This window comes from Saccharothrix hoggarensis, assembly GCF_052936025.1.
This window is the reverse complement of record NZ_CP193624.1, coordinates 4,177,965-4,200,037: the sequence shown is the minus strand read 5'-3', so window position 1 is coordinate 4,200,037 and position 22,073 is coordinate 4,177,965. Positions and strand designations below refer to the sequence as shown.

The 22,073-nt window shown below is 71.3% G+C and carries 22 protein-coding genes and 2 pseudogenes; 16 read left to right on the top strand and 8 right to left on the bottom strand.

Annotated elements, in window-relative coordinates; translation table 11 throughout:
• Positions 1-120: 120 nt before the first annotated feature.
• A pseudogene (locus ACRAKH_RS19135) lies at positions 121-189 on the top strand (hypothetical protein); the annotation flags it as partial.
• Positions 190-747: 558 nt separating this feature from the next.
• On the opposite strand, the gene ACRAKH_RS19130 reads toward ACRAKH_RS19135, so the two are convergent.
• Positions 748-1,053, bottom strand: a complete 306-nt coding sequence (locus ACRAKH_RS19130; protein WP_380726933.1) for an ANTAR domain-containing protein — start codon at positions 1,051-1,053, stop codon at positions 748-750.
• Between the two features lie 175 nt (positions 1,054-1,228).
• Positions 1,229-1,660, bottom strand: a complete 432-nt coding sequence (locus tag ACRAKH_RS19125) for an ATP-binding protein (protein WP_380726935.1) — start codon at positions 1,658-1,660, stop codon at positions 1,229-1,231.
• A gap of 483 nt (positions 1,661-2,143) precedes the next feature.
• Between ACRAKH_RS19125 and ACRAKH_RS19120 the strand changes: the two genes are divergently transcribed.
• From ACRAKH_RS19120 to ACRAKH_RS19075, 10 genes and pseudogenes are all read left to right on the top strand, one after another.
• Positions 2,144-2,860 carry an ANTAR domain-containing protein gene (locus ACRAKH_RS19120; RefSeq protein WP_380726940.1) on the top strand — a complete coding sequence of 239 codons (717 nt, stop codon included), beginning with the start codon at positions 2,144-2,146 and terminating at the stop codon, positions 2,858-2,860.
• Positions 2,861-3,729: 869 nt separating this feature from the next.
• On the top strand, positions 3,730-4,158 hold the full coding sequence (locus tag ACRAKH_RS19115; protein ID WP_380726942.1) for an ATP-binding protein: 429 nt from the start codon (positions 3,730-3,732) through the stop codon (positions 4,156-4,158).
• Between the two features lie 105 nt (positions 4,159-4,263).
• Positions 4,264-4,632: pseudogene (locus ACRAKH_RS19110) on the top strand (M20/M25/M40 family metallo-hydrolase); the annotation flags it as partial.
• Positions 4,633-4,768: 136 nt separating this feature from the next.
• Positions 4,769-5,176 (top strand): peptidase dimerization domain-containing protein, encoded by a 408-nt coding sequence (locus ACRAKH_RS19105; protein ID WP_380726944.1) that lies wholly within the window; start codon positions 4,769-4,771, stop codon positions 5,174-5,176.
• Positions 5,177-5,353: 177 nt separating this feature from the next.
• Positions 5,354-5,506 (top strand): hypothetical protein, encoded by a 153-nt coding sequence (locus ACRAKH_RS19100; RefSeq protein ID WP_380726946.1) that lies wholly within the window; start codon positions 5,354-5,356, stop codon positions 5,504-5,506.
• Between the two features lie 1,124 nt (positions 5,507-6,630).
• On the top strand, positions 6,631-7,062 hold the full coding sequence (locus tag ACRAKH_RS19095; protein WP_380726948.1) for a DUF6292 family protein: 432 nt from the start codon (positions 6,631-6,633) through the stop codon (positions 7,060-7,062).
• Between the two features lie 376 nt (positions 7,063-7,438).
• Positions 7,439-9,202, top strand: a complete 1,764-nt coding sequence (gene ctaD / locus ACRAKH_RS19090) for an aa3-type cytochrome oxidase subunit I (RefSeq protein ID WP_380726950.1) — start codon at positions 7,439-7,441, stop codon at positions 9,200-9,202.
• A 20-nt stretch (positions 9,203-9,222) separates the two neighbouring features.
• A complete protein-coding gene (locus ACRAKH_RS19085; RefSeq protein WP_380726952.1) occupies positions 9,223-9,489 on the top strand; it encodes a DUF3040 domain-containing protein in 267 nt (88 codons plus the stop codon).
• A 211-nt stretch (positions 9,490-9,700) separates the two neighbouring features.
• On the top strand, positions 9,701-10,567 hold the full coding sequence (locus ACRAKH_RS19080) for an inositol monophosphatase family protein (RefSeq protein WP_447009153.1): 867 nt from the start codon (positions 9,701-9,703) through the stop codon (positions 10,565-10,567).
• Positions 10,568-10,607: 40 nt separating this feature from the next.
• On the top strand, positions 10,608-10,976 hold the full coding sequence (locus tag ACRAKH_RS19075) for an STAS domain-containing protein (protein ID WP_380718413.1): 369 nt from the start codon (positions 10,608-10,610) through the stop codon (positions 10,974-10,976).
• Between the two features lie 5 nt (positions 10,977-10,981).
• Here ACRAKH_RS19075 and ACRAKH_RS19070 read toward each other — a convergent pair whose 3' ends face one another.
• Positions 10,982-11,356, bottom strand: a complete 375-nt coding sequence (locus ACRAKH_RS19070; protein ID WP_380718411.1) for a hypothetical protein — start codon at positions 11,354-11,356, stop codon at positions 10,982-10,984.
• Positions 11,357-11,818: 462 nt separating this feature from the next.
• Between ACRAKH_RS19070 and ACRAKH_RS19065 the strand changes: the two genes are divergently transcribed.
• The 3 genes from ACRAKH_RS19065 to ACRAKH_RS19055 all read left to right on the top strand — a co-directional run bounded on the left by ACRAKH_RS19065 (position 11,819) and on the right by ACRAKH_RS19055 (position 14,138).
• The gene (locus tag ACRAKH_RS19065; protein WP_380718409.1) at positions 11,819-12,127 is read left to right on the top strand and encodes a hypothetical protein; all 309 of its coding nucleotides are present in this window, start codon (positions 11,819-11,821) and stop codon (positions 12,125-12,127) included.
• A 64-nt stretch (positions 12,128-12,191) separates the two neighbouring features.
• Positions 12,192-12,710 (top strand): DUF2231 domain-containing protein, encoded by a 519-nt coding sequence (locus tag ACRAKH_RS19060; RefSeq protein ID WP_380718407.1) that lies wholly within the window; start codon positions 12,192-12,194, stop codon positions 12,708-12,710.
• A gap of 285 nt (positions 12,711-12,995) precedes the next feature.
• Entirely contained in the window at positions 12,996-14,138 is a 1,143-nt protein-coding gene (locus ACRAKH_RS19055) for a carboxylate-amine ligase (RefSeq protein ID WP_380718405.1), read from the top strand.
• 35 nt (positions 14,139-14,173) lie between these two features.
• Here ACRAKH_RS19055 and ACRAKH_RS19050 read toward each other — a convergent pair whose 3' ends face one another.
• Positions 14,174-15,649 carry an amidase family protein gene (locus tag ACRAKH_RS19050; protein ID WP_380718403.1) on the bottom strand — a complete coding sequence of 492 codons (1,476 nt, stop codon included), beginning with the start codon at positions 15,647-15,649 and terminating at the stop codon, positions 14,174-14,176.
• 210 nt (positions 15,650-15,859) lie between these two features.
• On the opposite strand from ACRAKH_RS19050, the gene ACRAKH_RS19045 reads away from it, so the two are divergent.
• On the top strand, positions 15,860-17,635 hold the full coding sequence (locus ACRAKH_RS19045; RefSeq protein WP_380718401.1) for an N-acetylglutaminylglutamine amidotransferase: 1,776 nt from the start codon (positions 15,860-15,862) through the stop codon (positions 17,633-17,635).
• Positions 17,636-18,342: 707 nt separating this feature from the next.
• Entirely contained in the window at positions 18,343-19,035 is a 693-nt protein-coding gene (locus ACRAKH_RS19040) for an MBL fold metallo-hydrolase (RefSeq protein WP_380718399.1), read from the top strand.
• 105 nt (positions 19,036-19,140) lie between these two features.
• On the opposite strand, the gene ACRAKH_RS19035 is transcribed toward ACRAKH_RS19040, so the two are convergent.
• From ACRAKH_RS19035 to ACRAKH_RS19020, 4 genes are all read right to left on the bottom strand, one after another.
• Complete coding sequence (locus ACRAKH_RS19035; RefSeq protein WP_380718397.1) at positions 19,141-19,656, bottom strand: hypothetical protein; 516 nt, start codon at positions 19,654-19,656, stop codon at positions 19,141-19,143.
• Between the two features lie 174 nt (positions 19,657-19,830).
• On the bottom strand, positions 19,831-20,415 hold the full coding sequence (locus ACRAKH_RS19030; protein WP_380718395.1) for a hemerythrin domain-containing protein: 585 nt from the start codon (positions 20,413-20,415) through the stop codon (positions 19,831-19,833).
• A gap of 10 nt (positions 20,416-20,425) precedes the next feature.
• Positions 20,426-21,646, bottom strand: coding sequence for a hypothetical protein (locus tag ACRAKH_RS19025; protein ID WP_380718393.1), 1,221 nt, complete (start codon positions 21,644-21,646; stop codon positions 20,426-20,428).
• Entirely contained in the window at positions 21,643-22,026 is a 384-nt protein-coding gene (locus ACRAKH_RS19020; protein WP_380718391.1) for an STAS domain-containing protein, read from the bottom strand. The genes ACRAKH_RS19025 and ACRAKH_RS19020 overlap by 4 nt, the downstream gene beginning before the upstream one ends.
• Between the last annotated feature and the right edge of the window lie 47 nt (positions 22,027-22,073).

Here is a 22,073-nt window from a genome sequence, read left to right as displayed (position 1 = left end):
ACCGTCCTCAAACATCACGGAGGGATCGCTCCCGAGCCCCGCAGGGACCGCGTCGGAAGCCTGACCATGGTCGAGCGGGAGGAGATCTCACGGCCGGCTGTGTGCCGGTGATTCTGCAATGCGATCGCCGCGTTGCTGGAACGTGCGGTGTCGACGATCAGCCGCGAGGTCAACAAGAACGTCAAATAGATGATTCGTAACCCTAGGCGGAATTACGCTCCTGACCCCGTAGGTCTTCGTAAGTCAGTCAAAGGTCGCGCTCGCCGGAGCGCCTGGTGGGTCGGTGCCTGCTGTGACCGGTGCTGCGGTGGTGGCGTCGCTGAGCGGTGACGGTGCCGAGGTGGTGTGCGGTCGGGATGGTGTCGAAATCCGCGAGAACGGGTTTGACCTGGTTCCGCCGTTCGGTGGAGCAGGGCTGGGTGTCGTTGGTGCAAGCCCGTCGTCGGGTGGGTGTGCGTGCAGGGGAATCGCTTCGGTTCGACGACTGTGCGTGGTGATCGGCTGGGTGTGTGCGATTGCGTGGGGTAGGAGCGAGCTCGCTGGCTGTGTCGATCGGTGAAGCGTGGGTCGGGGTGGTGTCCGGGCGCCTGGTGGCGGTGGTTGGTCTAGGATCCGGTGTGTGAGTTCTCCGGCGGCCCGCTCACTCGAGCCCGACCGGTCGCTGCGACTCCATGCGACCGCGGGTTTCGCAGAGGTCAAGGCGGGAAGCGATCAAGGAGCCATCGGTCGGGCAGTGTGGGTCGCGCGTCATCCGATCGACTCCCCCAGTACGGAGCGACGGATCTCCGCCAACACCGCCTGAACGGTGTCGCGGTCGGGCAGGGGCGGCTGCTCCCGACTACCGGACGCCACGATGATGCCGGCCACGTCGTGCAGTTTGATGTTGGTGTGCTGGGAGATCTCGCGCAACGCGTCGAACGCCTCAGCCGCCGTCCAGCCACGCACGAGCATGAGCATGCCCTTGGCCTGCTCGATCACCGGCTGCGTGGACAGCGCTTCCCGCAGTTGATCGATCTGTGCTGACGGGTCGACCGACTTCTCACGCGACCTCACCGCTCGATCGCACCCGAAGGAGCGTCACCCCGCCAACCGTGCCCACCCGCTCGGGGCTCCTGGGATCAACCGACTTCCAGCCGGTGATCGTGCCGGCGTCGCAGAGGCAGTGGGGCAGGGCCGGCAGGGTTCTCCCCAGCCGTGAGCTGCGGGTACACGGTCGAACGCAAAGAGTTCAGCCGTTGCCCGCGCAGGGGGTCCAGCCTTCCTGGTCACAGGAGACGGTTGCCCATACGGTCTTGCCGCCGCCGGGCAGAGGGGAGACGCCCCATTTCCAGGACAGCTTGTCCACCATGATCAGGCCCCGGCCGCGGGTGTCGGCGATCCGGGAGCGTCCGACCACCGGCTGCTCCGGCGAGGTGTCGTCGACTTCGATCCGCACCCGGCACGGCACTCGGCCGCGGCGCAGGCGGACGCCGTAGGGGCTGCTGCCGTGCTCGTAGGCGTTGGTCAACAACTCGGTGCTGATCAGCAACACCGTCTGCAGGTGGTCTTCGTCCAGGTCGGCCAGCGCGGTGGCCGTCCACTGCCGGACCTGCACCAGGGGAGGCATCTGCTCGGTCGTCAAGCCCAGGACCAGCGGCTCGGGATCGTTCTCGCTGCTCACTCGGGGACCGCCTCACGGTTCCGCCCTGGGGTTTCAAGGCGCACCGGTCAGCCCGGCGCCCCACCGTAGACCCAGGCGGGCACACGACCAACCGGCGCCACCGTCGGCGCAGGGGCGTCGCCCCACACCGCCACAGTGGCGACCGCCGCGACGAGAAGTCCGAGCTCGGACCCGCCGGTAGCCGGCCTGAGGCGGCCCTGACAGGAGCAGCCCCGACCAGCCCGTCGCGCTCAACGCCCTGCGCTGCCGAACCAGTACCCCGACCGGCGGCACGAGCACCCACCCGACCGGTGGCAGCGTCCCCCTGCCGTCCGTGAGCGCGGTCGTGTGACGATGTCGTCGCTGGTGGAAGAGGACGCCGGGTGTGGCACCGTGGGAGGATGCAGGCGGAACCCGGCCTGCCACGTGCCGTCGCGGTCCCGTCTTACCGGCCGGTATTCGTGCCCGGCACGTGCAGGTCCGGCGGTCGTGAAGGGAACGGGTTTGGCCAATCAACGCGCACTGGACACGCTTCGCGTCGACCCGGTCTTCCGCGCCACGGCCGCGCCGTACCTGATCCTGGACCCGGAGCTGCGCATCCGCGCCGCCAACCCCGCCTACCAGCAGGCCACCCTCACCACGGAGGAGGACTTGCGGGGCGCCTACCTGTTCGACGTCTTCCCCGACGACCCGGCCAACCCCGAAGCCGACGGCCGGGCCAACCTGAGCACGTCCCTCCAGCAGGTGCTCCACAGCAAGCAGCGGCACTACATGGGCATCCAGCGCTACGACGTGCCCGACCCGGCCGACCGCACGCGTTTCGTGAGGAAGGTGTGGAGCCCGCTGAACATGCCGATCCTCGGCCAGGACCGGCGGGTGATCGGCATCATCCACCACGTCGAGGACATCACCGACCTCTGCGCGGCACCGGAGATCGACGCCCTCGACGGGCAGTGGCAACACCCGCGGCAGCTGCGCAGCCTCACCACGGCGCTGGCACGACTGCGCCGGACGCACCGCGCCCTGCTCACCGAGAACGACCAGCTCCGTCAGGCCGTACCCCGCCGGGAAGTCATCGAACAGGCCAAGGGCATCCTCATGGGCCAGCGCCACTGCACCGCCGACGAAGCCTTCGCCATCCTGGTCGGCCTCTCCCAGGACACCAACACCAAGCTCCACCACGTCGCCCAGGCCTTGATCGACGACACCATCGCTCGATAGCCGGCTGCCGGCCGAACCAGGTGTCCGCACCACCCGTCCGCGACCGGTTCGCCGTCTGCGGCGCGGCAGACCGCCTGCCCAGCCGCCCTTACCAGTGGGCGTGAGGATCCCTCGGTCCCCAAGAAGACGATCGTGTGGGTCGGTCCCGGTCACTGCCGCGGGACCGGAGATGCGGTCTGCCGCAGGGTGCGCCGGCGTCATGGAGGTGGCGCACGACCTCGGCGTAGGAGTCGCGCATGGTCGCCTTGCTGCAAGGGGATGCCGCGCCGTGCGCAGAAGTCCTCGGCAATGGGCTGGGCGCGGTGCGGGTCGGGGGCGGGGCACGTGCGGGATCAGGTGGTGCTTGACCTGGTGGTTGAGCCCGCCCAGCAAGGCGTTCCTGTTCTTCGCGCTCCCGCCGGCCGAAGCGGTCGTGCCGCCGATCTCCAGTCCGCAGGCCGTGTGGCGGCCCGAGGTCGGCCGCCCGTGGCCGGAGGCCGCGTTGCAGGTCGGCCCGCCTCCTCGACCTCACGGGTCGGACGCGCGAAGTCACTGCCCGGTCTGGAACCGGGAACGCGCGTGGCGGGATCGGACAACGAGGTCATGGGATGCCTTCCAGGCGAGAGAGTGCTCCCGGACGCGGTCCGCCGGCGGACCGCGTCCAACCCAGGGAGGCGTTCCGACACCGCGCGTCCAAGGGTGGACACGCACAGTCGACGCGGGCGGCACGTTGGCGACCCAAGGACCCCGACCGTCACACCAACCCCGGCCACCCGTGTCGCGGAGGTGACGACCACGCGGCGACGACCGTCAGCCGGAACGGAGCAACCCCGCCGGGTATACGGCGCCGTATCTGTGCCTTGTGAGGTCACAGGCATCGAGGGCGTGCAGTGAACACTGTCGATCTTCCGCGCGAGAGCGTCGAGCTCGACCTTCCCGACAGTCGCCCACCCACGGCGGCCCTGATGGGACTGGCCGCCGGCATGGCGGCCGAGGCCGGTGACGATCGGCTCGTGGACGTCCAGGTCGTCGCCGCGCAATTGGTCGACAACACCTATCGGCATGCCCGGGCACCGCGGCGGTTGCGGATGTGCCGGTTGCCCGACCGCGATCTCGTGCGGATCGAGGTGGGCGACGGCAGCCCGAGCCGGCTACCGGTTCTCGGGAGGTTGGCCGCGCCCGAACACGGTCGCGGCTTGCTGGTGGTCAACCGGCTGTCGGTCAACTGGGGACATGGACGTGACGCCGACCGGAAGACCGTCTGGGCCGAGGTCCGTTTGGTCTGCGCGGCTACCTGGCCGACCACGGCGACCGGGTAGTGGAGGAGCTGATCGGGTGGGTGCGCCTGCGCTCGGTCGCGGGGGAGTCCGAGCACGACGTCGACCTGACCCGGTCAGCGAAGTGGCTGGCCGGGGCGCTGCGCGATGTCGGTTTCCCAGTGGTGCAGGAGTTGGGGGGCGACGAGGTGGCCCGCGGTCTACGCGGAGTGGTGCGAGGCGCCCGGCGCGCCGACGGTGCTGGTCTACAGCCACCACGACGTGCGCGCCGCCAAGGACGGGCAGTGGGAGGAGACACCGCCGTTCGAGCCGACCCTGCGCGACGGCCGCCTGTACGGGCGGGGGACCTCCGACGCCAAGGGGCAGGTGGTGGCCCACCTGTGGGGTGTCCGGGCGCACCTGGCCGCCACCGGTCGCACCGCCCCGGCGGTGAACCTCAAGTTCCTGGTCGAGGGGGAGGAGGAGGCCGGGTCGCCGCACTTCGCCCAGGTGATCGAGGAGCACCGCGACCGGCTCGACGCCGACCTGGTGGTGTTCTCCGACACCCCGCTGTGGCGGGCCGACCACCCCGCCATCTGCACCGGCGTGCGGGGCATGCTCACCGCGCACCTGGAGGTGCGCGGCCCGCTGCGCGAACGTGCACAGCGGCGCGGTGTCGGGACCGGCCCCCAACCCCGTGCTGGACCTGTCCGGGCTGCTGGCGCGGCTGCACGACGAGAAGGACCGCGTCACCCTGCCCGAGTTCTACGACGACGTGGTCGAGGCCTCCGAGCGCACCAGGGCCGACCTGGACGCGTTGCCGTTCAGCGACGACGACTGGCTGGCCAGGTCGGAGACCCGCAGCATCGGCGGCGAGGTGGGGTACACGGTGCTGGAACGGCTGTGGGCCCGGCCGGCGGTCGAGGTGCTGACCGTGGTCGCGGGCGACCCGGTCGGACCACCGACGGGCGCGATCCCGGCGGTCGCGGCCGCCGACCTGAGCATCCGCACCGTGCCGGACCAGACGGTCGCCGCCGTGGCCGGGGCAGTTGCGGCGCTGGGTCGCGGACAACATCGGTGACGACGTCGACTACGAGCTGACCGTCGCGGAGGAAGCCGGTCAGGGAGCCGTACCGCACCCCGGAGGACCACCCCGCGCTCGACGCGCTCGCGGCCGCCGTGCACGAGGGGTTCGACACACCGCCGGGCCGGATGGGCAACGCCGGCGGCGGGCCCGCCGAACTGCTGGCCCCGCGCCTTGGACGTGCCGGTGGTGTTCTTCGGCACCGGTCTGCCCGAGGACCGGTGGCACGACAGCGACGAACGGGTGTCGGTCGACGTGCTGCTCGCCGGAGCCGCCACCCTGGCGCACCTGTGGCCACGACTCGCCGCGCCGCGCGAGCGCCGCTGACCGCTCCGGCACCACCGCGCACCAGGACCGGACGGGCCGACGCGGTACCAGCCACAGGGCGCGGTGGACGGCCGGGGCCGGCCGGTCGACCCGCGGTCGGTCGTGCTGCTGATGACCGAGCTCGGCAGGTCTGCGGGTCCACCGCGCAGCACCCCGATTCCGGCGCCGGGGTGCCGGGCGGGTGCGTGCCGGCACAGCCGGAGAAGAAGCGGCCTCCGGTCGCCCTGGGGGGAGGTGCGGCCGGAGGCGGGCAGCCCCGGGCCGCGCTGGGGGGGAGGCAAGCGGCCGGGGGCGGGTCGAGGGGATAGGGGTCGGTACGGCGGTCGCCTCTCGGCGAGTGGCTCGACGCGGCTCCAGCCGAACGGTGTTCCGCGAAGGCGTTGTTGGTGAGGCCCGGGGGACACGGACCGCACCGACCACTCCGTACAACGGCACCGCGCACCCCCGGTGTTCCCTGTCCGGAGTGCCCTCCGTCACCCCGCGCACCCGTGGTCGATCCGGTGGCCGCGCCGGCCCGATGTCGAGCGCACGACACCGACCGGCCAGGACGGCTGCCCGGCCGACGACAGCCCGGCGGGTCGACGCCCAGCGGGGTACGACGCCGCCTGGCACCCCAACCCGGACGTGCGAGCCCACGGGGACCGGCGGCACTGCACCGAGGACGAGCCGATCAGGCGTTGTACCGGCGGTGGATTCGCGCCACGGACCGGTCGACCGGGGCTTGGCGCGGGTATCCGACCGGCACCTGACCAGCAGGCGACGGGTGGTCGCACCGATCGCGACCGATGTGCTTCGACTGCTCCGGCCGCGTCGGCGGGCCGACCGGACCGTCCCCGCCCTGGGCACCGCGAACACCGCCCGACGGTCAGGTCGATGCGCGGATTGGCGCGGTCACGGTGATGACGCGGGTCGTGGGCCGTGTGGCGCCGCACCCGTCGGTGCGAGCACGAACGGGCACCCCCTCACTGCCGAGCGGCGCCGAAGGTCGGGCGGCGACGTTCCGACGTCACCCACCCGGTGCGTCACCCGGATGGGTGGTTTCGTCGCCCTGTGCGGGGTACTGAACCAGTGCGTCAAGAAGCCGGCGCGTTCACTCGATGGTTGAGCGAAGGCGGCGACGCACGATGACATCGCAGTTCAGCGATTTCCTGGTCAGGGCGCTGCGCGGCTACGCGCGGTCGGTCACCCACGAGTTGGGGCTCACCTCTGATCGCTCGTACGTGCAGGCCGAAGGGTCCGCGACCGTGTTCCTGGAACTGGACCGCAGGCTTCCGGCCTTCCCGGACCGCGGGGCAGCCCTGTTGTGGGACCAGCACACCGGCTGGGCGGTGGCGGTGGAGACGCACAGCGGCGAGGACCTGATCGTGCAGGCGTGGTTCGGCTCGGACGTCCTTCCCGGGCCGCGGGCGGTGGCCCGCTGGGTCGATGTGCTGCTGCACGGCGCAGGGCATCCCGATGCCGGGTACGGGTCGACCGGCCAGGCGCAGGCCGACCTGACCCGCCGGTTGGTGCCGTACGCCACCGCGCCGCTGACCGCGCTGTCCCGGGCCGCATGAGGTGCCGGGCGACGTCGACCGCCGGGGCGGTTGTCGTGCCGGTGACCGAGGAAGCCCGGGCGACGTGCCGGGTGCGCCCGGTCCACCGAGTCGGGTGCACTCCGGCAGCGGGTTCGCGGGGGACCACGTCGGTCGACACCACCGGGAGCCGCGGCGGTGCTGAACTCGACCCGGCGGTGGCCCGCTCGTCGGGAGTGGAACTCGTCGTGGGCGCGTCGGTTCGGTGCGGGCAGGTGGATCGCGGACAACGACGTGTGAGCGGGCCGGAACGGGGTAGTCGGGCGCGTCGCCGGCGGTCCGATTTCCAGTGCGGAGTGTGGAAGCGGTCGGTGGCGCCGGTAGGCCCGTGCACCGCCCCTGTGAGTCGAGGATGGTCATGACGACGCTCAAACCGACCCCGATCGTCCCCCGAGAGGCCGCCCGGCCCCGTCTCAAAGGATCGGCGCTGCTGCGTCTGTTCCGCACCACCGATCACAAGATGATCGGGCTGATGTACCTGACCACGTCGTTCGCGTTCTTCCTGGCCGGCGGGCTAATGGCGTTGCTGATGCGCGGCGAGTTGGCGCGTCCGGGGATGCAGTTCCTGTCCAACGAGCAGTACAACCAGCTGTTCACCATGCACGGCACGGTGATGCTGCTGCTGTACGCGACCCCGATCGTGTTCGGGTTCGCCAACTTCATCCTGCCGTTGCAGATCGGCTCGCCGGACGTGGCGTTCCCGCGGCTCAACGCGTTGTCGTACTGGCTGTACCTGTTCGGCGGCCTGATCGCGGTCAGCTCGTTCCTCACGCCCGCCGGCGCGCCGGACTTCGGCTGGACCGCCTACACACCGCTGTCCAGCGCGATCCACAGCCCCGGCGTGGGCGCCGACCTGTGGATCTCCGGCCTGGTCGTGGGCGGCCTCGGCACGATCCTCGGCGCGGTCAACATGATCACCACGGTGATCTGCCTGCGCGCGCCGGGCATGACCATGTTCCGGATGCCGATCTTCACCTGGAACATCCTCATCACCTCGATCTTGGTGCTGGTGGCGTTCCCGATCCTGACCGCCGCCCTGCTCGGCCTGCTGGCCGACCGGCACCTGGGCGCGCACGTGTTCGACCCGGCCAACGGCGGGGTCATCCTGTGGCAGCACCTGTTCTGGTTCTTCGGCCACCCCGAGGTCTACATCATCGCACTGCCGTTCTTCGGCATCGTCTCGGAGATCTTCCCGGTGTTTTCCCGCAAGCCGATCTTCGGCTACAAGGGCCTGGTGTACGCCACGATCGCGATCGCGCTGTACTCGGTGATCGTGTGGGCGCACCACATGTACGCCACCGGCGCGGTGCTGCTGCTGTTCTTCGCCGCGTCCACGTTCATCATCGCCATCCCGACCGGCATCAAGTTCTTCAACTGGATCGGCACCATGTGGAAGGGGCAGCTGACGTTCGAGTCACCGATGCTGTTCAGCGTCGGGTTCCTGGTGACGTTCCTGTTCGGCGGCCTGTCCGGCATCCTGCTCGCCTCGCCGCCGATCGACTTCCACGTCACCGACACCTACTTCGTCGTGGCCCACTTCCACTACGTGTTGTTCGGCACGATCGTGTTCGCCACCTACGCGGGCATCTACTTCTGGTTCCCCAAGATGACCGGCCGCATGCTGGACGAGAAGCTGGGGAAGATCCACTTTTGGACCACGTTCATCGGCTTCCACCTGACCTTCCTGGTGCACCACTGGCTGGGCAACCAGGGCATGCCGCGCCGCTACGCCGACTACCTCCAGAGCGACCAGTTCACCGGTCTCAACACCATCTCCACCATCGGCTCGTTCGTCCTGGGCGCCTCGACCCTGCCGTTCATCTGGAACGTCTTCCGCAGCTACCGCTACGGCGAACCCGCCGGCCGCGACGACCCGTGGGGCTTCGGCAACTCGCTGGAATGGGCCACCAGCTGCCCGCCACCGCGGCACAACTTCACCGAACTGCCCCGCATCCGCTCCGAACGACCCGCGTTCGAGCTGCACTACCCGCACATGGTCGAACGGATGCGCGCCGAATCCCACTACTCCGTGCTCAACCGGGACCAGGACGACACCGGCGTCGACCCAATCACGGAGAAGTACCTCGCCCCGACCGACCGCGACACCAAGCACGACGACTGATGTCGCGGGAAGGAGGACCGGTGACCCGGTACGAACGCCGCCAACTCCGCAGGATCGAACGCCGGCTCGAGACCACCGACCCGCTCCTGGCCCGCGCGCTCTCCGGTCGGCCGACGATCCCGCGCCCCGCGCACCGCACCTCGACCAGGGCGTGGGCGGCGCTGCTCGGCATCGCGCTGGTGGTCGGCGGAGCAGCCGTCCACCTGCCGCTGGCCTTCGCGGGCTGCCTGCTGCTCATGACCGCGGCCTGCCTGCATGTCACACGCCCACGACCGACCGCACCATAGGACTTGCCCGGCGCCCCCTCGGGCAAGGGTTCGCCCGTCGCGGGTGGGGTATTCCAGGGTCGATCGGACCGCGGTGATCGTGTCGTCCGATCGGTTCCTCGGTAGGTCGGTGGAGCAGGCGCCGGCCCCACCACCACGGTGGCTGGGCGCGCCTGTGGCGGCCCGGTCACCCCGTCGCTCGACCGGCGGGCCGACCACTCCAGGACCCCACATGACCGACACATCACCGACCTCACGCCACGGCGCTCTCGACCTCGACGAGCTACTGAACGTCGCCCGCACCGCCGCACGGGCGGGAGGCCGCACCGCCGCCTTTTGGCGCCACCGCGCGCACCGCCTGTTCCGCGAGGACGACACCGCGCTCCACGTCCTGATCGACGAAGCGCGCCACGAAGCCGACCGGTCCATCCGGGCGGTCCTGAACAGGCAGCGGCCCAACGACGGTGTCCTCGGTCGGGAGGGGAGCACCGCGGGGTACACCGACGTGCGGTGGATCGTCGACCCGATCGGCGGGGGCGTCGACTACCTCTACGAACGGCCGGACTGGGCGGTCGGCGTGGCCGCCGCCGCGCCCGGTGGCACGCTGCTGGTCGGGGTGGTGTCCGAGCCGGCGGTGGGCGTGCTGACCGAGGCCCGGTTGGGCGGCGGCACCGTGGCCAACGAGGACCCCGTTCCCCTGCTGGGCAAGCGCGACCTGGCCCGCGCCCTGGTCGAGATGGCCCCCGACGGACGCACCGCTTCAGCGGGCCGCACGGTGAACGCCCTCGTGGCACGCGTCGGCGGGCTCCGGCGCGGGGGCAGCACCGCCGCGGCGCTGGCCCGCGTCGCCGCCGGCCGCGCGGACGCGCTGTGGGCTCCTGACCTGAAACCCTGGGACTGCGCTGCGGGTGTGCTGCTCGTGCAGGAGGCGGGCGGCGCGGTCGGGGACCTCGTCGGCACGTCACCGCGGACGTGGCCGGGCAGCGGCGACGTGCTGGCCGCCGCACCCGGCGTGTGGGGTCCACTGCGGGAACTGCTGGCCGAGGTGCACCCACCGCCCACCTCCGTCCGGCACGGCCTGGCCGCCACCGACCGATGAACGCCCGCCCCCAAGTCCGCGATCACGAGGAAAGGCTCGGATGACACAGCGCAGCACCCACATCTCGACCAGGGTCGACGTGGACGGAGGCATCGCCCTGGTCCGGGTGTCGGGTTCGCTCGACTCGGCGGCGCAGCGGCCCGTCGCGGCCGTGGTGGACGACGTCTTCGACACCGGTCCGGGCGCGATCGTGCTGGACCTGAGCGAGGTCGACTTCCTTGGATCGGCCGGCATCGCCCTGCTCGTCAACACCCGGCACCGGGCCGCACGGCTCGATGTTCCCTTCGCCGTCGTCGCGGACGGCCACCGCGTGCTGCGGCCACTGCGGATGAGCCAGGTCGACACCGCACTGCCCCTGCACCCGGCGGTGCGAGCCGCGGTCGCGGCGGTGCGGCTCGCGTCCACTTGAGCCGGTCACGGGCCCTGGTTCCCGGGGCTTTCCAACCGGAAGAAGTTGCTGGGTGAGCCGTCCGAGCGCTGTTGCCGGTAGACGAAGCGCATCCGGCGGGCGTCGAACATCGCGAACCACTCGTCCCACCCGACGTGACGCAGGTTGTGGCTGCCGTAACCGGGCAGGTCGAGCCGCAGCACCTCCATGTGGTCGCCGTGCCCCGGGAGGGCCGCCGGCCGCGCACCACGTTGTTCGGCCCACCTTCGGATCACCTCGTGGTCGGTGGTGGTCATGCTGCGGCGGCCCCAGCTCCGGAGGATTTCGTCCGGCGGGTTGGTTCCCGGCTCGGGCTCGACGCCGTGTGCCGCGTGGTTCCCCGGTCGCTCCTGGGTGCCCATCGTGGGACCTCCGTGGTCTGGGTCTTGTGGCGTACCCGTGGACGACGGGTCCATTCGCGTCCGACGTGGACCGCGGCGACGTGGACGCCGCGCAGTAGCTGGCAGGGAGGGCTGTGCCTGGAGGCCGCAGGGACACGGTGAGTTCGTGCACGCGGTCGCGGCCGAACTGCCGGATCGGTGGGCGTTTACGATGTCGGTCGACCGCTCCAAGCACGAGAACCGGGGCGCGCTGCTGCCGCAAGGGCTTCGGGTGGATGACCGGCTGGGTACCTCGTGCTCGTGGACGACTTTCTGGGGCATCTACCTCAGGGACCAGCTCGCGATGGGCGTGTTGTGGCGCGAGCTGGCGCGGCGTGCCCAGCGCAACAACCGCGGCACCGAACTCGGCGCCGCAGTGGGGGGCGTCGCGACGGCCATCGCGAAGGACGTCGAGACGTTCCGCGCAACATGCGGAGGCTCGGGGTGCGCACCGACCCCGTCAAGACCGGGTTGGCGTTCGGCGCCGAACGCCTCGGCCGCCTCAAGCGCAACGGCCGGCTGGTGTCGTACTCGCCGTTGAGCCGGTTCGAGGAACTGAAGTTCCTCGCGATGGGCATCGACGGCAAGAAGCAACTCTGGACGACCCCGCGCGACCTCGCGGGGCTGCGGGAACGCCTGCCCGACTTCGACTTCGACCACCTGATCGACCGGGCCGCACGTCAACGCGCAGGCCTCGAACCGTTCCGCGTCCGCGCCGGCACCGACGCCTTCACCACCCACGGCCCGCAGTAGATCCGCGAACTCCGAGCCCGGCGAGTCGCCGGTTCAGCGAACAGGCGGCGGGTACTCGGGAAGCATGAGCTTGCGCCGGACACTGCACGCCGCCGAGTCGCTCGACGCCGTTGACGCCCCGGCCGGCGTGGTCGCACGCGCCGTGCGGCGGATCGTCGGACGAGGCCGGGCGGACCGGTTGCTGCGCGGCGCGTGGCTGGGCCACCCCGTGCACCCGCTGCTGGTGACGGTGCCGATCGGCGCCTGGGTGTGCTCCGCTGTCCTCGACGTGAGCGGCCACCACGCCGCCGCACGGCGGCTGGTGGTGATCGGGCTGGCCGCGACGCCGCCGACCGTGCTCGTCGGCCTGGCGGACTTCTCCCGACTGGACGTCCGCCAGCGTCGCGTCGGTCTCCTGCACGCGGCCGGGAACACGCTCGCCGCAGGCTGCTTCCTCGCCTCGACCCGGTGCCGCGGCCACCGCTCCGCCCGAGCGTGGGTTCTGGTCGGGCTGGTGGTCCTCAGCGCGGGCGGCGCACTCGGTGGCCACCTGTCCTACGCACAGGCGGCCGGTGTCCACCGCTGGCCGGTGGACACCGGCTGACCCCTCGCCCCGGCGGATCACGATCCCAGGCAGCCTGACTCGCGTTCCGTTGGCGGTTCGGGTCCGACACCCGGTTTGCCTCTGACCGTGAGTGGTATTCCGTGATCCCTCCACGGGGTCTCGCGTTCATCGGAACGAGGCCTCGAAGGAGCTTCTCGTCGGTCAAGCAGCGTGCCGACACCCACGCGCTCGCCCTCGTGCCGGGACCGTGCCGTCGGCACCCTCGCGTGAGGGCGGTGCGCTGGCGCACTCGCGTGCTGACCACGAGCGAGCGGTGAGGACACCATGATCAACAGTGATCAGCCCCTTTCGGACGCCCACGTGCCGACCCTGGGGGTCGAGGAGGAGTTCCTGATCGTCGACCCGGGCAGCGGCCTGCCCGTTCCGGTGGCCGGCGAGGCGATCGACCTGGCCAACCGGCTGGGTGCGGACCTGCAACCCGAGCTGACCCGGGTGCAGGTGGAGAGCAACACACCGGTGTGCCGCACGCTGCGCGAGGTGCGCGGGCACCTGCTGACCGCGCGGTCGACGGCCTCGGCGGCGGCCCTGCAGGCGGGGGCGCAGCTGCTCGCGGTCGGCGTGCCCCTGACCGGACCGATGGGACAGTCCTTCAGCGACTCCGACCGCTACCGGCGCATCGGGGAGGACTACGGCCTGTTGGCCGCCGAGCACGGCGTGTGCGGCTGTCACGTGCACGTCGCCGTGCCGGATCGGGAGACCGCAGTGCAGGTGTGCAACCACCTGCGGCCCTGGTTGCCGGTCCTGCTCGCGCTGACCGCCAACTCGCCGATCCACCAGGGCGTCGACACCGGCTGCGCGAGCTGGCGGTCGGTGCTCAACAGCCGCTGGCCGTGTTCCGGCGCGCCGCCGTACTTCACGTCCGCGCGGCATTACGACGCCGTGCTGGACATGATGGTGGACAGCGGCGCGGTGCTGGACCCGGGAATGGTGTACTGGGACGTGCGGCCGTCGGACCACCTGCCCACCGTCGAGGTCAGGGTCTCCGACGTGCCCGCCACGGTCGACGAGTCGATCCTGCTCGCCGCCCTGGTCCGCGGCCTGGTCACCACCGCCCTCGGGGCGATCCGCCGAGGCGACCGGGGGCTGCCGGTCACCACCGAGGCGATGCGCGCGGCCTACTGGCGCGCCGCGCACGACGGCGTCGAGGGCGACGGCATCGACCTGTTCGGCAACCGACGCGTCCCGGCCGCCCACCTGCTGCGCCGGCTGATCCGCCACGTCCGGCCGGCGCTGCGCCAGTCCGGGGAGCTGCGCGCGGTCAACGCCCTGTTCACCAAGGTGCTCCAGAACGGCAACGGCGCCGTCCGTCAACGACGGGCGTTCCAGCGACGCGGGCGGATCGAGGACGTGGTGGCGCTCCTGAGCCGCGACACGGGCCACGACTGGCTCCCGGAAACCGCCGCCTGACGGTCGATGCCGGACACCCAACGGCACGTCGGCGACTACGGGAGGGTGGGCAGGTAGGCCGGTGCGCGGCGCACCGGCGCGGCGCGTTCGAACGCCGCCGCGAACCGCAGCACGGTCACGTCGGCCCCGTGGCCGGCCATGAACGAGACACCGATGGGCAGGGGACCGGCGAAGCCCGCCGGGACGGTGACGTTCGGATATCCCGAGACGGCCGCGGGCGTGGACGAGCCCAGCCCGGCGGGATCGCCGGCGTAGTCGGTCCGCCACGCCGGGCCGTTGGTCGGGGCCATGACCACGTCCAGGCGGTGTGCCTCGATCACCTCGTCGATCGACCGGCGGGCCAGGTCGACGGCGGTGCGGCGCTGGTCGACGTAGGTCGGGTCGGTGATGGGCGGCGCCTTCGCGGCCTCGAAGAACAGGTCCTGGCCGAACCTGCTCAGCTCGACGGGGTCCGCCTCGTTGAACTCGATCAGCTCCCGCACCGTCCGGGGCACTCCCGGCCGCGTCGCGAGGTACGCCTCCAGGTCGTGCTTGAACTCCGCGACCAGCGCGGGCAGCCCGATCGCCTCGATCCGGCCCTGATGGGGCAGGTCGACCTCGACCACGGTCGCCCCGTGGCGCCGCAGGACATCAACCGCCTCCTCGACGACCCGGTCCGCCTCGGCGTCGTGGCCCGCCCTGCGCCACACCCCGACTCGGGCACCTCGCAGCGGGTCGGACGCCAGCGCGGCGGCGTAGTCCACCCCGCGTCCCTCCATCACCGACATCAGGATCGCGGCGTCCACGACGTGTCGCGCCACGGGGCCGGCGGTGTCCTGCCGCGTCGAGATCGGCACGATCCCGTCGCCGCTGATCCGGCCGTGCGTGGGCTTGAACCCCACGACGCCGGCCTGGCCCGACGGGCACACGATCGAGCCGTTGGTCTCGGTCCCGACCGCGACCTGCGCCAACGACGCCGCGACCGCAGCACCCGACCCCGACGACGAGCCGCACGGGTTGCGGTCCAGCACGTGCGGGTTGTTGGTTTGCCCACCCACACCCGACCACCCGGAGGTGGCCCACGCGGAGCGGAAGTTCCCCCACTCCGACATGTTGGTCTTGCCCAGCACCACGGCCCCCGCCGCGCGCAGGCGGCCGACCAGCTCGGCGTCGTCCGACGGCGGCACGCACAACGCCCGCGACCCCGCCGTGGTGCCCAGACCGCGGGTGTCGATGTTGTCCTTGACCAGCACAGGGATGCCGTCCAGCGGCCCGAGCGCCTGGCCGCCGGCGCGTCGACGATCGCTCTCAGCCGCCTGGTCGAGCGCCTCGGGGTTCACGAAGAGCACCGACCGCACCTGTCGGTCCACGGTGGCGATGCGGTCCAGGTAGGCGCGGGTCAGCTCGACGGCGGTCAGCGCACCGGTCTCCATCAGGTCGACCAGCTCCGGGATCGTGGTGCCGTCGAGGTCGAGGTCCGGACGCGGGTCGGCCTCGGCGCGGGCCGGCGGCGCGGCGGACGGGAAGGGCATGGCGTACACCCCAAGCCGGCGAGCCCTCGACGTCAAGACACCGGTCGTTACATTCGTGTTTCGACGCCGTCCGGGGTGGGTATAGCCCCGCACCGGGGCCGCGGAACCGCCGGCCGCTCGTGCTCGTGCGCTTGGTTCCACTTGATCGGGGTACACGGATTCCACCCGAGCGGAGAGCAGTCCTGTCAACCGAGTCATCCGAGGTGAACCATGTGCGGAATCGCCGGTGAGGTCGTGACCGGCCGGAACGACGTCCCCGACCTCGACGCCGTGACGCGCATGACGGGCGCCCTGCGCTCGCGCGGACCGGACGGCGAAGGCCACTGGTCGGCGGGACGGGTGGCCCTGGGACACCGCAGGCTCTCGATCATCGACCTGTCCGACACCGGCTCCCAGCCCATGGTCGACGACGAACTGGAACTCGCCGTCGCCTTCAACGGGTGCATCTACAACTACAAAGAGCTGCGGGCCGAGCTGTCCGACCGGTACCGCTTCACGTCCACCAGCGACACCGAGGTCGTCCTGAAGGCGTACGACCGCTGGGGTGAGCGGTTCGTCGAGCACCTCGTCGGCATGTTCGCCATCGCCCTGGTCGACCAGCGGCGCGACCGCGTGCTGCTGGTCCGGGACAGGCTGGGGATCAAGCCGCTGTACGTCGCCGACCTGCCCGGCCGGACCAGGTTCGCCTCCAGCCTGCCCGCGCTACTGGCCGGAGGCGGTGTGGACACCGGCCTGGACCCGGTCGGCCTGCACCACTACCTGTCCTGGCACTCCATCGTCCCGGCGCCGCGCACGATCCTGCGCGGGGTGCGCAAGCTGCCGCCCGCCACCGTGCGCGTCCTCGAACCCGGCCGCGAGCCCCGCGACCACGTCTACTGGCAGCCCGACTACACCCGGCGACCCGAGCACGCCGGGTGGACCGCGCAGGACTGGCAGGAGGCCGTGCGCGACGCCCTGCGCACCGCGGTGCGACGACGCACGGTCGCCGACGTCGAGGTCGGCGTGCTGCTCTCGGGCGGGGTGGACTCCAGCCTCCTGGTCGCCCTGCTGGCCGAGGAGGGGCAACGGCCCAGCACGTTCAGCATCGGCTTCACCGACCGCGACGGCCTCGACGGCGACGAGTTCGCCTACTCCGACGCCGTCGCGCACAAGTACGGCACCGACCACCACCAGCTCCGCATCGGCGACGACGAACTCGCTTCGGCGGTCGGGCACGCGGTCGCCGCGATGAGCGAGCCGCTGGGCACCCACGACGTCACCGCGTTCCACCTGATCTGCCGGGAGGTGGGCCGTCACGTCAAGGTCGTGCAGTCCGGCCAGGGCGCCGACGAGGTGTTCGGCGGCTACCGCTACCACCAGCCTGCGGCCGACGCGCCGCGGCACGTGGCAGCGCGGGTGCTCCGCGACGCGTTCGCCGACCACGACGACCTCGCGCACATCCTGCAGCCCGACTCGCTGGCCGAGGGCGACCCCAGCTCGGCCCTGCTCGCCGCCCACCTCGACCGGCCGGGCGCGGACACGGCGCTGGACGCCGTGCTGCGGACCGACACGCACCTGCTGATGCCGGACGACCCGGTCAAGCGGGTGGACAACATGGCGATGGCCTGGGGCGTCGAGGCCAGGGTGCCGTTCCTCGACCAGGACCTCGTCGAACTGGTCGCGTCCTGCCCGCCGGAGCTCAAGTCCGGCCAGGGCGGCAAGGCCGTCCTCAAGGACATCGCACGCGACGTCCTGCCCGTCGAGGTGGTCGACCGCCCCAAGGGCTACTTCCCCGTGCCCGCCCTCACCCGCCTCGACGGCGAGGTCCTGGACATGGTGCGCACCGCCCTGTCCTCCACCGCGGCGCGGCAGCGTGGCATCCTGCGCCCCGACTACGTCAAGGCCCTGCTCGACGACCCGAACGGCCACTCCACCAAGGTCGGCGGCAACGAACTGTGGCAGGTCGGCATGCTCGAACTGTGGCTCCAGCACCACGACATCGCCTGAACGGCGTTCTCCCGATCGCGGCACGCACCGGGTCCTGCGCCGTGAGGTCCCGTGCTACCAGCAGGCCGGCCTATCGGTGTGCACGGGGATTGTCGGCGAGGGCGACGGCGGCGTGGCTCGCGAACAGCGGCGGCCGACGACGCCGGCGGCAACGGTGTCAGACCGGTCGTGGTGGGTAGCCTGCCGGTGCCGTGCCCGTCCGCGGGCACGGCGGGACCGCGCAAGTGGTGGGCCAGGCTCGACGCGGTGTCGTTGAGCAGACAGCGCCCACGGCGGTCTGGTTGCGCGGTGCGAACGGGCGACGTCGTCCGTTCGCACCGCGCCCACCCTCCGCGGGGCACCCGGTAGGTGACCGGCCCGCCCGCAGGAGCCGATCACACGCCTGGCTCCGACACGACCGTCGACGTCCGGTGAGTCCGGGATACCGGGTGCCCGGAGCCGCCACAGGCATCGTCGTCGCCGGCGCAGGCGGAACCCCTGGAGGTCCCAGGAGTCGGCGGCCGATCGCCGGGTACCCGCTCCTGCGTGGCACCCGGAGCGGTGGAGGCGAGACCATGACCGATCCGCCACGCGACGACGCTACCGCCTGACATGGCCGGCGACACCGGGCCGGCGGACCCGTTGTTCTTCGTGGGCAACGCGACGACGGTCCCGCGGCTGGGGCCGTTCACCGTGCTCACCGACCCCAACTTCCTGCGCCGGGGCCAGTGGACCCACATCGGGCAGGGCGTGATCTCCCGCCGGCCCAGGATCCCGCGATCACCGTCGGCGAACCGCTGCCGCTGGACGCCGTGGTGCTGTCCCACCTGCACGGCGACCACTTCGACCGGGTGGCGAGCCGCGAACCGGACCGCGGCCGGCCGATCCTGACCACTCCGCACGCCGCACGGCGCCTGAGCAGGCGGGGGTTCCGCGAGCCCGTGGCCCTGAGGACGTGGGCGGACGTGACGATGGGCAAGGACGGCGCCTCGCTGACCGTGACCTCGCTGCCGGGTCGGCACGCCTTCGGGGCGCTCGCCGAGGTGCTCCCGCCGGTCATGGGCACGCTGCTGGAGTACCGGGCGACGCCGGGTTCGCCGGCCTTCCGGGTCTACCTCAGCGGCGACACGCTCGTGCACGACGACCTGCAGGAGATCCGCGACCACTACCCGGCCATCGACCTCGCGGTGGTGCACCTGGGAGGCACGAGGATCTTGGGCCTGCTGCTCACCATGGACGGTGAGCAGGGAGTGGACCTGCTGCGTCCCCGCCGCGCGGTCCCCGTGCACTTCGACGACTACAGCGTGATGAAGTCACCGCTGTCGGACTTCACCGACGAGGTGCGCCGCCTCCGACCGGACACCGAGGTCACCTACCTCGACCGCGGCCACGCGCTCGCCCTCCCGACAGCGGGTGCATGACAAGCGCTCAGGCCACCCGTGGCGTGTGCCGGGTGGCGGGATGGCTGACGTGGTCCGGCCGGTGGCGAGGCGGCGAGCAGCACGGGCTCCGGCCCCGCGGGTGTTCTACCGACCGGTCCGGGCGATCGGTCCAACGTCGGAGTGGCGGCCGGGGCGCAGCGCGGCGTGCCGTTGACCGGGACCGGGTCCGCTCCGCGCGGCCAGCGCGTCGGCGACCAATCCGGTGGCGAAGGCGTACACGCCCTTGTGCAGCAGGTCCACGGCCAACTCCTTGCGCGGCCAGGTCTGCGGCGGCGCGCCGACACCGGTGGCGTTCTCCAGGATCTGGTCGTTGGTCAACCGCACCACGGCGAACATCGCCGAGGCGACCGGACCCCGCAGCCCGGCGTTGGCCATCAGCGCCCGGACGACACCCAGCAACGCGCCCTGGCCGAAGTGCATCGAGAGGTTACGCGCCCGCGAGCGCCGCTCCGGCAGACCGGTCAGCCGCTCCAGCACCTGGGCGGGCACGTGGGAATCGGGCCTGCCGGTCAGCCGCTGCTCGACCTTCTCCGCGACCGTCATCACCACCACCCCGGCCGCTCCGGCGAGCACACCCTGTCCCAGCGAGCGCATCAGCATGTCCGACGGATACCCGCCGGACAGCAGTCCATATCACCGCATCCGGCCCTCCGAGCGGGGTGGCCCGCAGCGGAGGCACCACCCCTCGAGGCCGGGTGCCCTCCTGCGCCGGCCACGGGTCCGACGACGACGTTCGGCGGCCCAGGGCCGACTTCGGCTCGGTGGCCGGTTCCGCTACCTCCGGTCGTCGGACAGGGCGGAGCGCATCGCGTCCTTCACGCGGTCGAACAGTGCGACCGCAGGGCCTGCCACGAGGTTGGCGGTGGCGGACTGGGCGCTGGGGTGTGGGTGCGTCGGCGCCGTGCGCTCGGCTGCCCGAACCATGGCCGCCATGCGGCGCAGTTGCTCCGGGTCGTGGTGTTGGCGCAGGTACCGGAACTCGTAGGCTTCCTCGTGGTGGGCGTGCCGCAACACCGCCTCACGCAGGCGAGCCAGCTCCTCGGGGAAGCTCGGGTCCTCGGTGCCGATGGACTCCAGATGGGCCAGCTGCTCTTTGGCATGTTCCTCTTCGGCGAGCCGGTCCTCCACGATGGCGTCACCGCCGTCAACGCTGCGGCGCACGGCGGGGTGGACCACGATCTCCTCGGCGGTCTCGTGGACGGCGAGCAACCTGACGAGGCGGGCGAAGGCGTCGTTCCGCTGCTCGCCCGTGGACGACTGGACCTCCGCGAACAGGTCGCGTATCTCCATGTGCTGGCCGATCAGCAGCGCCACGACGTCGGCGTCGCGCCCGGTGTCCGGCTCTGATGTGGCGGTCATCGTGCCTCCGTCAGCTGGTGGTGTGCTGCTGCCGCAGCGAGGGCACGGGGTGCTCGCCGTCGGTGGCGTGCCGGTAGTCGGTGCCGAACTGCTCGCGGTGCAGGTCGATCACGCGTTCGCTCGGTGGCAGCTCGCCGCCCATAAGGGCGTCCTGCATGGCTTCGAACCGCTCGTGCGCCTCCTGGACGTAACCGGTGCCCAGCGTGGTCAGGTCGATCTGGGTGTCCAGCAGTTCGCGCAGGTACTCCTTGTTCGGCTCGAACGTCACCGGCGCGGGCAGCTCCGGTGCGAGGACTTCTTCCGGTTCACGGCCGTCGTGGGCGCGCATGAGCTCGCACGCGAGGTGCAGGTGCTCCAGCTCCATGTTCAGGTGCAGCTCCCAGATCGCCTTGATCCGGCGGTCCGACTCGGTCTGCATGAACGAGTGGTACAGGTAGCACTCGTTGTACTCGTGGTTGACCAGCCGCTCCCACCACGTCTCACCGGGGTCCACGAGGGACTCGTAGTGGGTGACGTGCTCCTCCTCGATCAGACCGATCTCCTGGTAGAGCTGCCGGGCGATCGGTTCCATGTACTCGGGCCCGACGTTCATGTAGAAGTTCATGGTCTGCTGCTCGGCGGACATGATCGTCAACGCGTGCAACTTGGAGATCGGGGCGGCGGTGCTGCGGTCGTAGGGCTCGCGCACGTTGTCGGCCGGGTGACGGTGGTGGTACTTGGTCGGCCTGCCGGGGATGACCTCGGTGAGGTCGTCGACGATCCGCTCGGCCTTGCGGCGCTGGATCATCTCGTAGAGGTTCGCGTAGCGGTAGAGGTGGTCGAAGTCCTCCAGCACGCCGAACTGGTAGGCCTGCTTGAGGTACGGGTCGGGCTCCATGCGCGCCACCCACGCGGTGAGGTCCACCGCGACCTGCTCGTAGGCGATCGTGGTCTCCAGCGCGGAGGACACCCCCGGCAGCAGCCAGTTCACCGCTTTCTGCTGCTGTTGCTCGATGTAGCGCACCTCGGCCAGTTGGCGCTTGACATCCATGTCCAGGCAGTTGCGGGCGAACTGGTGGCTGAACATCAGCGCCTCGACCTCGATGCCGTTCATGGTGATGATCCGGCACCGGGTGTACGGGTCGCTGTGGTCGGGGTCGATCGGGTCCACGTCGAGCTCGCGCCAGTTCCGGACCTGGCGGTCGAGCGGGATCCCGCGGTGTTCCAGCGGGTTGAAGCCTGTCGTCGTCATCGAATCCCTCGCACGTCGTCGTTGCGTTGTTCCCGGATCGCGTCGGTGCCCGGACAGACGGTGATGAGGACGGGCTCCAGCGACGGCCAAGCACCCAGCAGCGCGTCCGGGTCGGTGAAGCGCAGCGCCCTGGCCACCTCGTAGGTCGAGACCACCAGCTCGACCGGCACACCTCGTTCCCGCCCCTGGGCGCGCACGGCGGCCACCAACGCGGCCCCGTGGGCGTCGCAGCGGGTGGCGCGGGACAGGTCGAGGATCAGCACCTGGGGTGACTCGCCCAGGCACCGCTGCGCGGCTTCGGCCAGGGGAGTCCGCACGACGCCGGCCACACGCAGCACGAGCACGCCCGGAGCGGGTTCCGCGCAGTCGATCGAATTCATCTCCGCCGACCTGCGGTGTGCCTCGGCAGCGGTCATCTGTTTCCTCC

Bases quoted from the DNA above. Each gene is read 5' to 3' on its own strand.
- ACRAKH_RS19070 (WP_380718411.1), bottom strand. From the start codon at position 11,356: ATGGGCACCCAGGAGCGACCGGGGAACCACGCGGCACACGGCGTCGAG.
- ctaD (WP_380726950.1), top strand. From the start codon at position 7,439: ATGACGACGCTCAAACCGACCCCGATCGTCCCCCGAGAGGCCGCCCGG.
- ACRAKH_RS19060 (WP_380718407.1), top strand. From the start codon at position 12,192: ATGAGCTTGCGCCGGACACTGCACGCCGCCGAGTCGCTCGACGCCGTT.
- ACRAKH_RS19035 (WP_380718397.1), bottom strand. From the start codon at position 19,656: ATGCTGATGCGCTCGCTGGGACAGGGTGTGCTCGCCGGAGCGGCCGGG.
- ACRAKH_RS19045 (WP_380718401.1), top strand. From the start codon at position 15,860: ATGTGCGGAATCGCCGGTGAGGTCGTGACCGGCCGGAACGACGTCCCC.
- ACRAKH_RS19020 (WP_380718391.1), bottom strand. From the start codon at position 22,026: ATGAATTCGATCGACTGCGCGGAACCCGCTCCGGGCGTGCTCGTGCTG.
- ACRAKH_RS19075 (WP_380718413.1), top strand. From the start codon at position 10,608: ATGACACAGCGCAGCACCCACATCTCGACCAGGGTCGACGTGGACGGA.
- ACRAKH_RS19080 (WP_447009153.1), top strand. From the start codon at position 9,701: ATGACCGACACATCACCGACCTCACGCCACGGCGCTCTCGACCTCGAC.
- ACRAKH_RS19095 (WP_380726948.1), top strand. From the start codon at position 6,631: ATGACATCGCAGTTCAGCGATTTCCTGGTCAGGGCGCTGCGCGGCTAC.
- ACRAKH_RS19050 (WP_380718403.1), bottom strand. From the start codon at position 15,649: ATGCCCTTCCCGTCCGCCGCGCCGCCGGCCCGCGCCGAGGCCGACCCG.
- ACRAKH_RS19025 (WP_380718393.1), bottom strand. From the start codon at position 21,646: ATGACGACGACAGGCTTCAACCCGCTGGAACACCGCGGGATCCCGCTC.
- ACRAKH_RS19055 (WP_380718405.1), top strand. From the start codon at position 12,996: ATGATCAACAGTGATCAGCCCCTTTCGGACGCCCACGTGCCGACCCTG.
- ACRAKH_RS19030 (WP_380718395.1), bottom strand. From the start codon at position 20,415: ATGACCGCCACATCAGAGCCGGACACCGGGCGCGACGCCGACGTCGTG.